We start from the raw sequence: 10,910 nt of genomic DNA, 5'->3' as shown, positions 1-10,910 counted from the left end.
GGTGCGCGCGGCCGCTCGCGACGCGCTCGCCGGGACGGGGGCGCAGGTACGGACCGGCGACGACCGCGGGCCGGCCGAGTTTTTGGACGCGGCCAAGGCCCGGGTGGGGCTGGTCAGTCTGGGCGGCGCGCTGGGCGGGACGTCGCTGCTCATCGCGATCCTGGTCGTGGTCGGTACGTTCGCGCTGTCGATCGGGCAACGCCGCCGCGAGATCGCGCTGTTGCGGGCGGTCGGCGCGACGCCTCGGCAGATCCGCCGGATGGTCGGCCGAGAGGCACTGCTCGTGGGACTGGTCGCGGGCGCGCTCGGGGCGTTCGCCGGCCTGGGCCTCGCTCGGTGGCTGCACGGGCGGTTCGTCGCCTTCGGCGCGCTGCCCGACACGTTGGAGCTGCGGCTCGGCGTCTTCCCGCCGATCGCCGCCCTCGTACTGACGCTGCTCGCGGCGTGGACCGCGGCGCGGGTTTCGGTGCGCCGGGCCGCGCGAGTACGGCCGACCGAGGCGCTGGTCGACGCGGTGATCGAACGCCCGAGCCTGGGCGTGGTCCGTACCGTCGTCGGCGTGGTGGCGGTGGCCGGCTACGTCGTCCTGCTCCTGGTGCTGCGCACCCTCGACGTGGAGGCCGCGGCCACGCCCGTCACGTTCTTGACCGTCGTACTGGCCGCGGTCGCCACGGCGCTCTTGGGCCCGCTCATCGCGCGCGGGGCAACCGCCTTGTTCGGCAGGCTCGTTCGGCGCGTCTCGCCGATCAGCGGGTTTCTCGCGGCTCGCAACGCCCGCGCCGCGGCCCAGCGGGTCGCGGCCGTGGTCACCCCGTTGAGCCTGGCCGTCGCGATGGCGTCGACGATCCTGTTCACCCAGTCGACGAGCAGCCACGCCGCGCAGGTACAGGCTTCCGACGGCACGCTCGCGTCGTTCACGCTGGCAGCGGGGCCGGGGGTGCCGGCCGCGGCCACCGCGGCGGCCCGGGCGGTACCCGGCGTCGAAGCGGTGACCGAGGTCGTGCACACCGTGGTGCGCGCGGGCCGGGACAAATTCCCGGCCCAGGGCGTCACTCCGCACGACCTCGTACGCACCCTCGACCTGCGGACGACCTCGGGCTCGCTCGCCACGATGGCCGACGGGACGGTCGCGGTCAGCGAACTCGCCGCCGAGACGAAGCACGTGGGCGTCGGCGACAAACTCAAGGTCACCATGGGCGACGGCGTGGTGGTGCCGCTGCGCGTGGTCGCGGTGTACCAACGCGGCCTGGGCTTCGGCGATCTGACGCTGCCTCACGCGCTCACGGCCGCACACGTGGACCGGCCGTTGGCGTCGTCCGTGCTGATCGCGGGCACCCCCGGACTCGACCGCGGCGCGTTGCAACGCGCGGTCACGCCGTTCCCGGGCGTACGCGTCCTCGACCGCGGCGAGGTCGAGGACGCCCGCAGGGACCAGGCGGGGACGCAGGCCCAGGTCAACTACGTCGCGATGGGCCTGATCATCGCCTTCACGGGTATCGCGGTGGTCAACACCCTGGTGATGGCAACGTCCGCCCGACGGCGCGAATTCGCGCTCCTGCGCCTCGTGGGCACCACCCGCCGGCAGGTGCTGCGCATGCTGCACTGGGAAACGGGGGCGATGGTCGTCCTGGCCACCGGCCTCGGCAGCCTGGTCGCGTTCGCCACCTTGACCGCGTACAGCACGGGCATGACGGGCAGCGCATCCCCGTACGCCCCACCCCTGACGTACGCGGCGGTCGTGGCGGTGGCGGCGGCCCTGGCCCTGGCGTCGACGGTGATCCCGGGTCGCCTGGCCTTGCGCGGCAACCCGGCGGACACGATCGGCGCGGGGGGATAGGTGGATTCACCCGTGCGGTCGGTCACGGCAGGAGCTCGATGTACCCGTCGGTGCCGTGCACGCGGATCCGCTGTCCGTCCCGGATCAGCCGGGTGGCCCGCTCCACGCCCACGACGGCCGGCAGGCCGTACTCCCGGGCGATCACCGCGCCATGGGTCATCAGGCCGCCGACCTCCGTCACCAGGCCCGCGATTCCGACGAACAACGGCGACCAGCTGGGATCGGTGAAGGTCGTCACCAGGATGTCGCCCGCGTCGAGATCGGCCTCCGCGATGTCGAGAACGACGCGGGCCCGTCCCTCGACGGTCCCGGCGGAGACCGGTAGGCCGATCAGGGCGCCGGCCGGCACGTCGTCGCGCCGGTACGCCCCGGTCAGGGCCTCGCCATCCGAGGTGAGCACCCGGGGCGGGGTGAGCGCGTGGTACGTGCGGAACGCGTCCTTGCGCTCCCGGACGAGCCGCTCGTCCACCCGGTTCGAGCGCGCGACGTCGTGGAACTCCTGGAACGTGAGGTAGAAGACGTCCTCCCGTTCGCGAAGCACGTCGGCCTGCACGAGGCGCTCGGCCTCCGCCAACAGAGCCTGCTTGTAGACGAAGTAGCGGCTGACGATGCCGTACTTCGGGTACTCGCGGTATCCGACGAAGGTCCTGAGCCGGTCGATCGTCCGCTTGGTCTCGTCGGCTTTGCGATCCCCGTCCGGCAGGGCCCGCAAGCGGGACAGGACGTCCTGTTCCTTGTCCTGCGCCTTCCGTCGCCCTTGCTCGAAGCGCCGTTCGGCGGCCCCCGGTTCGAAGTTCCTGACGTTGTCGAGGATCGCGGGCACGAGCGCGGTGGGGCGCTCGCGCCAACGTGCTCTCGTGACGTCGATCTCGCCCACGCAGCGCATGCCGTACCGATCGAGGTATGCCTCGATGGCGTCGCGCGCCTCGGCCCCGCCCGTGAGCTTCGCCAACTCCTCCAAAAAGCCCTCGTTCCCGACCTCGACGCCCTGCAGGAACGCCACCACCTCCGGCCTCGGACGGATCACGTCCGCGACGTCGAGCAGCGCCAGTCCCATTTCCGAGGTGATGTTGTCGGGAGCGGACAGGGTGAGCGTGTCAGCCGCGTTCTTCTCCCCGAGCCACTCCTGCAGCTTGTCGTTGAGCCACCACGTGGCCTCCATCCCCGCCATGATCGCCTGCATGCTCAGGGGATCACCGAGGACTCGCTTGTGCTCCTCGAAGGCCTCCGACAGGAAGTCGAACAGCGCCGGTCCGCTCTTCGTCCGAATGTCACGCTCCAGGGCGGCGACGGACACCCGGCTGCGCTCGATCAGTTCGGTGACGACGGCCGGGTCGGTCTCGATCGGCGCGGTTTCGGTCGGCGCGGACGCGCCGCCGCCGGCGGGCCCGCCGGGAGCCGCGTCGGGGAGCGAGGGGACGAAATCGCCGTGGTCGAGGACGGTCTCCAGAGCGTCCCTGACCAGCGGATCGCCCTTCCCCATCACGTCAAGCAGGCCGGCCCGGCTCGTGGGCGAGGCCAGGCGCCGGGTGACGTCGACGAACAGTCTCCCGCCGGCCTCGTGCATCGGCACCAGAGCCGTCAACTGCCACATGGAGAGCCCCAGGGGCTTCATGGCGTCGGTCATCATCTGCCCGTGACCGACGGAGACGTAGACGTGATTCTCCCGGTCGCCGGTCTCGGGGACGGGGAACAGCGTCGTGATCGGCCGGCTCTGAACGATCCGGAAGTCGTCGTCCACCAGGCACCATTCGATGTCCTGCGGGCGGCCGAAGTGCGCCTCGATCCGCCGCCCGAGCCGCGCGAGCCGCACGACCTGCGCATCCGTCAACGCCGGCTGCTCCTGGCGCTGTGCGTCGATCGCCACTTCCCGAGTACCGCCGGCCGGCAGGGCGTGAACGGCGCGCTCCTTGGCGGCGATCGTCTTGGCGACGACCTCGCCGTGCCGCACCCGATAGACGTCCGGATTCACCAGGCCGGAGACCAGGGCCTCGCCGAGGCCGAAGCCGGCGTCCACGGTGCTGATCCTCCGGTTGCCCGTGACGGGGTCGGCCGTGAACAGGATGCCGGACGCATCCGGGAAGACCATCCGTTGCACGACCACGGCCATGTGGACCGTACGGTGGTCGATGCCGTTGCGCCGGCGGTAGGTCACGGCCCGCTCGGTGAACAACGAGGCCCAGCACCGGCTGATGTGCCGGAGGATCGCCGCCGGTCCCACGACGTTGAGGTAGGTGTCCTGCTGGCCGGCGAAGGAGGCCGTCGGCAGGTCCTCGGCCGTCGCGCTGGATCGGACGGCGTAGGCGGCTTGCTCTTGTTCTTGTCCCTGCTTTCGTCCTTGCGCTTGCCCTTGTCCTTGCCCGTCGAGCCGGCCGAGCGCGCGGGTGATCGCCGCCGCGAGATCGTCCGGGATGGCGACGTCTTCGATGCTCCGGCGGATCTGCGCGCCGAGCGTGCGAATCGCCTCCCGATCGTCCGGGTCGGAGCGGGACAGCCGATCCAACCGATCGTCGAGCGACGGCGCTTGCGCCACGATCCGCCGGAAGGCGTCCGTCGTCACGCAGAAACCGGCCGGGACGCGGATGCCTTCGATCCGCGACAGCGCGCCCAGGTGCGCGCCCTTGCCGCCGACGACCGCGACCTGCGTCTCGTCGATCTCATGGAGATCCCACACGTACTGCTCGCTCATCGCGATACCTCCGAGCCGGTCGCGCCTCGTTGTACTGCACTTGCCCAGCGAATCACCGGCGCCGCCGACACACGCACGTCGTGCCCTCGTTTCCCCGGGTTGTGGCCTCGACGGATGATCTTGCGCCCTCACCCGGGTCTTGCCGCAAGCCCCCTGGTGCGCTATACGTTGAGAGTGGCAAGGAGAGAGTTCCGATCTCCTTGCCTTTTCCGTTGCCCATGCCATTGCTCGTGCCTTTGCCCGCCCGCCCGTCGGTCCGCACCGACTCCGCCGGCGGCAGCCGTGCGGCACGCCGGTCAGGGCGGATCCCGGTGCAGGTCTGCTTCCGTCAGGCAGTTCGACGCCCTGCCTGACGACGTGCCGGCCGAGGGCTCGCCGGTGGACATACGAACGCGATTCACCACCCTGTGCGGGGCGTTCCCTGGTGTCGGTGCCTGAGATTGCGGGCGGCGAGTGGTTCGGTGGTGGTCGAGGCCGGACGGCTTCGGTAGGGGTACCGGTGTTTGTCGCCCGTGTCGTGGGCAGGCGCAGACGCAGTCGCGGGCGAGGTCGTGATCGCCGAGGGGAAGGTATGCGAACGTGGAGATCTCCGGGTCGTTTCCGTCTCGTCGGGCGGTGTTGGGTCTCGGTGGTGGGGCGGTCTTGGCCGTTGGTCTGTCCGCGCGGGCGGCGGCCTCCCCCGCGCGGGGTGGTCGTGAGCGGACCATCGGGCAGTTGAGCGAGATCGAGCGGCAACATGGCGCCCGGTTGGGGGTGTTCGCCTGCAATACGGCCACCGGCGCGACCGTGGCGTATCGCGCCGGCGAACGCTTTCCGATGTGTTCGGTGTTCAAGGCGACGGCTGCCGCCGCTGTCCTGAGGGATCTCGATCGAGATGGTGAGGGTCTCGCCCGGCGCATTCGGTACGGCGACAAGGACGTTGCCGACTCCGGGTATGCCCCGATCACGAGTAGGCCCGAGAACCTCGCCGGCGGCATGATCGTGGCGGATCTGTGCGCTGCGGCCATTGCCTACAGCGACAACGCGGCGGCGAATCTGTTGTTGCGTGAGCTCGGTGGCCCGGCCGCGATCACCCGCTTTTGCCGCTCCGTCGGGGACGGGACCACTCGCCTCGATCGGTGGGAGCCCGCGCTGAACTCGGCCGAGCCGTGGCGTGCCACGGACACCACGAGCCCGCGTGCCATTGGACGGACCTTCGCGCGGCTCACGCTCGGTGACGCGCTCGCGCCGTCGGATCGGAAGCGGCTCACGGGGTGGCTGCTTGCCAATACGACCGGCGACGCGCGCTTGCGGGCCGGGCTTCCGGCTGGATGGGCCTTGGCGGACAAGACGGGTACGGGCGGATTCGGTACCACCAACGATGTGGGCATCGCCTGGACTCCGAACTCGACGCCGATCGTGTTGGCCGCGCTGTCCACCAAGCAGGACGCCGACGCGCCGGCCGACGAACCACTGATGGCGAAGGTGGCGGCGTTGGTGGCGGGGGCGCTCGGCTGACGAACACGATGTTCGGCGCGATGCCCGCCGTCGGCGCGGTGAGCTTGATCACGAAAGTGCGATCCTTCCGGGGGCGGGGCCGGGCCTGCGGAAGGGGGCCGACTGCCGTGTCCGCAGCGCCGACGCCGGTCGTGCGCCGCGTTTCTCGCACTCGGATCCGAACGATCGACGCCGCGAACTTCGCGCACGGGCGGCAAGTTGCCCGTTTTGCCCTGTCGACAGTCGTGCGGGATTAACTTAGGCTCACCTAAGTTTTCGGCGTGCCGCTCTGTCGACGTGCCCACCTTTCGTATTTCCCCACGCCTGGCAGGTGACTGCCCCCGCACGATGGGAGTGGCATGTCACAGGTTCTTCCTGGTGGCGCGGCACCGGTCCCGGTCCTCGCCCTCGTCGGCACCGGCACCGGATCGTCCGCTGTGGCCGGGACGGCCGAGGTTCGGAGCCTCGCCGGTGAGTTCGCCCTCTCGTGCGCTGCGCTTCATCGGCCGAGCCGCGTGCGGATGTCGGGACCCGGCGGTTCGAACCGCGAGGAGCCCCACCGGTGTTGGCGCCACGGTGGATCCAGGGGATGACGTACACGGACACGCCGGGCACGACCGGGGTCGAGCGTCCCGCAGCCGGGAGCCCGCAGGCCCGTCGACCACGGGTGGTGGGTTGGGGCGCGCTCGTGGTGATCCTCGCCATCGCCGTGGTGGCCTCGTTGGCCGTAGGGGCACGTGCGTTGAGTCCCGCCGAGGTGTGGCACGGGTTGTTCGCGTCGCCGAACTCCGACCAGCGCGACAACGAGATCAGGCTCATCGTCCAGACCGTACGGGTGCCTCGGACGGTGCTCGCCGTCGTCGCCGGCGTCGCCCTGGGGGTCGCCGGGGCGCTGATCCAGGGGTACACGCGCAACCCGATCGCGGACACGGGCCTGCTGGGGGTCAATTCCGGTGCGTCGGTCGCGGTGGTCTCGGCGATCTCGGTGTTCGGGTTCACCGACCCGACCCAGTACGTCTGGTTCGGTTTCCTGGGAGCGGCGATCGCCGGTGTCGTGGTGTTCGGGCTCGCGAGCATCGGCCGGGGGGCGGGCAATCCGTTGACGCTCGCGCTGGCCGGGCAGGGCGTCACGGTGTTTCTCGCGGCGATGACCACCGCGATCGCACTGTCGGACAAAGCCTCCCTGAACGCCCTGCGGTTCTGGAACACGGGCTCCGTGACCGGTGTCGGGTTCGAGGTCATCCGGCCGGTGTCCGTGCTCGTCGCGGTCGGGTTGGCGTTGGCGCTGAGCACGCTGCCGACCATCAACCTGCTCAACCTGGGTGACGACGTCGCCCGGGGGCTGGGCGTGAACATCGCGCTGAGTCGGACCGTCGGCATCCTCGCCGTCACTCTGCTGGCCGGCGCGGTGACCGCGGCGTGCGGCCCCATCGCGTTCCTCGGGCTCATGGTGGCCCATGTGGCGCGCTATCTGACCGGGCCCGACTATCGCCGACTGGTGCCGTACGCGGGTCTGCTCGGCGCCGTGGTCCTGGTGGTCTGCGACATCGTGGGGCGTCTGGTGGCGCGACCGGGCGAGTTGGACGCCGGCATCGTCGTCGCTCTCCTGGGCGCCCCGTTCTTCGCGGTCATGGTGTGGCGCGGCAAGTTCAAGAGCGCATGAGAGCCCGCGAGCGCACGAGAGTGCGAGAGCGCATGAGGGTTCGAGAGCCGATGGCCGGGACCGATGCGATGCCGGTCGTGGCGCCGGGCCTGCGGCTGGGCCGAGTGTCGTTCGTGTGGCGGCCCCGGGTCGTCCTCGTCTCGCTGTTGCTGGCGACGGCGACGTTCCTGCTGTTCTGCCTGTCCATCAGCGTCGGGGACTTCCCCATCGGCATGTCCCGGGTGATCGCCACGATCCTGGGCCGGGGCGAGCAGGTCGACGAGTTCATCGTCATGGACCTGCGGATGCCGCGTGCCCTGGCCGGGCTCGTCGTGGGGATCGCGCTGGGAGTGTCCGGGGCGATCACCCAGTCGGTGGTGCGTAATCCGTTGGCCAGTCCGGACATTCTGGGGATCACCGGGGGTGCGAGCGCGGTCGCGGTGTTCCTGGTGACGGTGTCGGGCGGTGCGTCGGCGGCGATCATGGGCTCCGTGGGCCTGTCCACGGCGGCGCTCGCGGGCGGTCTGGGCACCGGTCTGCTGGTGTACTTCCTGGCCTGGCGGCGGGGGATCGACGGCTTCCGGCTCATCCTCATCGGTATCTCGGTGAGCGCCGTGATGCAGGCGATCACGACCTGGCTGCTGGTCACGGCCGAGATCAAGGACGTGGCCCGGGCCCAGGCATGGTTGGTCGGCTCGCTGGACAACCGATCGTGGGACGAGGTCGAACCGGCGGCGTGGTGCACGCTCGTCCTGACGGTCGTCGTGGCCGGTGCCGCGTTCCAGTTCAAGCCCATGCACTTCGGCGACGACGTCGCCGCGGGTCTGGGGGTGCGTTTCTCGGCGGTGCGGGCGGTGCTGTTGTTGTGCGCGGTGCTGCTGGCCGGTGTGGCGGTGAGTGCGGCGGGCCCGGTGCCGTTCGTCGCGCTGGTGGCGCCCCAGGTGGCGATGCGTTTGGCGAGGTGTCCGACACCGCCGATGGTGGCCTCGGGCCTGGTGGGGGCGTTGCTGCTGATCGGCTCGGATCTCGTCGCGCGTACGGCGCTGCCGATCACCCTCCCGGTCGGCGTGGTCACCGCCGCGATCGGTGGTCCCTTCCTCGTGTACCTGCTGGTGCGGGCGAACCTCGGAGCCGGTTCGAAAGTTTGACAGACCTGATCGAAGGTGCCTTGACCGAAAGGAAATTCGTGGCCGCGGAGTACGTCACGGGGACCGAGTCCGAAGTCGGCGACGCCTCACGGCTGGAGGCCAGGGGTGTCACCGTCGGCTACGGCAGTCGGATCGTGATCGACCATCTCGACGTGGCGATCCCGACCGGGGTGGTCACCACGATCATCGGCCCCAACGGCTGCGGGAAGTCGACGCTGCTGCGGACCCTGTCGCGGCTGCTCAAGCCGTCCAAGGGGACGGTGGTGCTCGACGGTGAGGACATCGTCAAGCTCAAGACCAGGGACGTCGCGAAGAAGCTCGGCCTGCTGCCTCAGGGGCCGGTCGCGCCCGAGGGGCTGACGGTGGCCGACCTGGTGGCCACCGGCCGCCATCCGCACCAGAGTTGGGTGCGCCAGTGGTCGTCGGACGACGCCGCGGTGGTGGCGCGTGCGCTGGCCATGACCGGGGTGTCCGACCTGGCCGAACGCCCGGTCGACGCGTTGTCGGGTGGACAGCGCCAGCGCGTGTGGATCTCGATGACCCTGGCCCAGGGCACCGACCTGTTGTTGCTGGACGAGCCGACCACCTACCTGGACCTCGCGCACGCGGTCGACGTGCTCGATCTGGTGGACGACCTGCACGAATCGGGCTCCACCGTGGTCATGGTGCTGCACGACCTCAACCTGGCCACGCGCTACAGCGACAACCTCGTCGTCATGCGGGAGGGGTCGGTCCTGGCGCAGGGGCATCCCCGTGACGTGATCACCGCGGAGTTGCTGCACGAGGCGTTCGGTCTGCGGGCCAGGGTCGTCGACGACCCGGTGGCCGATCGTCCGCTCATCGTGCCGATCGGCCGCAACCACGCCCGGCGCGAGTGATCGGGTGGACATCCCGCGACGGATCGAGTGGACACCCGGAGAGAAGGACAAAAGCTACTTAGGCTAGCCTCCCCTAAGTTTCCGGTCATGGTTTGCCTGCCCCTGAATAAAAGGGCAGTAAAAAAGCGCGACAGCAAGGGATTTCCGATGCTTCTCCATCGAACGACTCGTGCGACGCCCTGGCGGCGGGTGGCGGCGGTGCTGTCCGCCGCGGCCCTCGGCGTGGGACTCCTCACGGGGTGCGGTTCCGACTCGGCGGACAAGAAGAGCGACGGCGCTCCGGCCGCCGCCGGCGGCGTGTTCCCGGTCACCGTGGAGCATGCGTTCGGATCCACGCAGGTCAAGAAGGCCCCCCAGCGAGTCGTCTCGGTCGGCTACACCGACGACCAGGCCATCCTGGCATTCGGCATCAAGCCGGTCGGCATGGTCGACCAGTATCCGAACCCGGCCGGCAAGAGCCCCGACATCAACACCCAGTGGCCCTGGACCAAGGACAAGTGGGGCGACACCCGCCCCGAGGTCGTCATGAACAACGGGGACACCGGCCCCAACTACGAGAAGATCGCCGCCCTGCGGCCCGATCTGATCATCGCGGTCTACTCCGAGATCGACCAGGCCGCCTACGACAAGCTGTCCAGGATCGCCCCGACCGTGGGCCGTACCAAGGCCGAGAAGGAACCGTTCAGCGCGCCCTGGCAGGACAACGCGGTCCACATCGCCAAGGCGCTCGGCAAGGCGGACGAGGGCGCCAAGCTGGTGCAGGGCATTCAGGACAAGCTCGACGCGGCCCGCAAGGCACACCCCGAGTTCGCCGGTCAGACCGCCGTGGCACTGTCCTGGTACAAGGACTCGGTGGGGCCCTTCACCACCACCGACGTGCGCGGACGGTTGCTGACCGGCATCGGCTACAAGGGCGCCACCGAGATCGACAAGATCGCCGACGGCAAGTTCTTCACCGTGCTCTCCCCCGAGCGCATGGACCTGATCGACGTCGACCGTATCTTCGTCATCAACGACCAGGCGGACCAGGACGCCCTGAAGAAGTTCCAGTTGTTCACCAACCTGCCCGCCGCCAAGAACGGCAAGGTCTCCTACCTGCTCGACAGCGAGGGCCCGGCGATCGGCGCGGCCATGTCGCAGGGCACCCTGCTGTCCCTGCCGTACGCGATCGACGAACTCGTCAAGTCGGCGGCCGGCTAGACATGCCGATCCACATATCCCGCCCCCGGCCCGCCGCGGC

8 protein-coding genes are annotated in these 10,910 nt (G+C 70.0%); 6 read left to right on the top strand and 2 right to left on the bottom strand.

Features of this window, described 5'->3' with window-relative positions:
* Positions 1–1,837, top strand: a 1,837-nt coding sequence (locus tag GT354_RS10245; protein ID WP_161355963.1) for an ABC transporter permease, incomplete at its 5' end; no start/stop codon positions are given.
* 22 nt (positions 1,838–1,859) lie between these two features.
* On the opposite strand, the gene rph is transcribed toward GT354_RS10245, so the two are convergent.
* A complete protein-coding gene (rph, locus tag GT354_RS10240; protein WP_161355962.1) occupies positions 1,860–4,526 on the bottom strand; it encodes a rifamycin-inactivating phosphotransferase in 2,667 nt (888 codons plus the stop codon).
* Positions 4,527–5,105: 579 nt separating this feature from the next.
* On the opposite strand from rph, the gene bla reads away from it, so the two are divergent.
* On the top strand, positions 5,106–6,023 hold the full coding sequence (bla, locus tag GT354_RS10235) for a class A beta-lactamase (RefSeq protein ID WP_346011965.1): 918 nt from the start codon (positions 5,106–5,108) through the stop codon (positions 6,021–6,023).
* Between the two features lie 341 nt (positions 6,024–6,364).
* Here the strand turns inward: bla and GT354_RS10230 are convergent, their stop codons facing one another.
* Complete coding sequence (locus GT354_RS10230) at positions 6,365–6,505, bottom strand: hypothetical protein (RefSeq protein ID WP_161355961.1); 141 nt, start codon at positions 6,503–6,505, stop codon at positions 6,365–6,367.
* Positions 6,506–6,591: 86 nt separating this feature from the next.
* On the opposite strand from GT354_RS10230, the gene GT354_RS10225 reads away from it, so the two are divergent.
* The 4 genes from GT354_RS10225 (at position 6,592) to GT354_RS10210 (ending at position 10,870) form a co-directional block, all read left to right on the top strand.
* Positions 6,592–7,665 (top strand): iron ABC transporter permease, encoded by a 1,074-nt coding sequence (locus GT354_RS10225; protein WP_161355964.1) that lies wholly within the window; start codon positions 6,592–6,594, stop codon positions 7,663–7,665.
* A gap of 50 nt (positions 7,666–7,715) precedes the next feature.
* The gene (locus GT354_RS10220; RefSeq protein ID WP_161355960.1) at positions 7,716–8,792 is read left to right on the top strand and encodes an iron chelate uptake ABC transporter family permease subunit; all 1,077 of its coding nucleotides are present in this window, start codon (positions 7,716–7,718) and stop codon (positions 8,790–8,792) included.
* A gap of 38 nt (positions 8,793–8,830) precedes the next feature.
* On the top strand, positions 8,831–9,670 hold the full coding sequence (locus GT354_RS10215; RefSeq protein ID WP_161355959.1) for an ABC transporter ATP-binding protein: 840 nt from the start codon (positions 8,831–8,833) through the stop codon (positions 9,668–9,670).
* Between the two features lie 147 nt (positions 9,671–9,817).
* Positions 9,818–10,870, top strand: a complete 1,053-nt coding sequence (locus tag GT354_RS10210; RefSeq protein WP_161355958.1) for an iron-siderophore ABC transporter substrate-binding protein — start codon at positions 9,818–9,820, stop codon at positions 10,868–10,870.
* Positions 10,871–10,910: the final 40 nt, after the last annotated feature.

Source organism: Streptomyces sp. SID3343, assembly GCF_009865215.1.
Taxonomy (GTDB): Bacteria; Actinomycetota; Actinomycetes; order Streptomycetales; family Streptomycetaceae; genus Embleya.
This window is presented reverse-complemented; position numbering and strand designations above follow the sequence as displayed.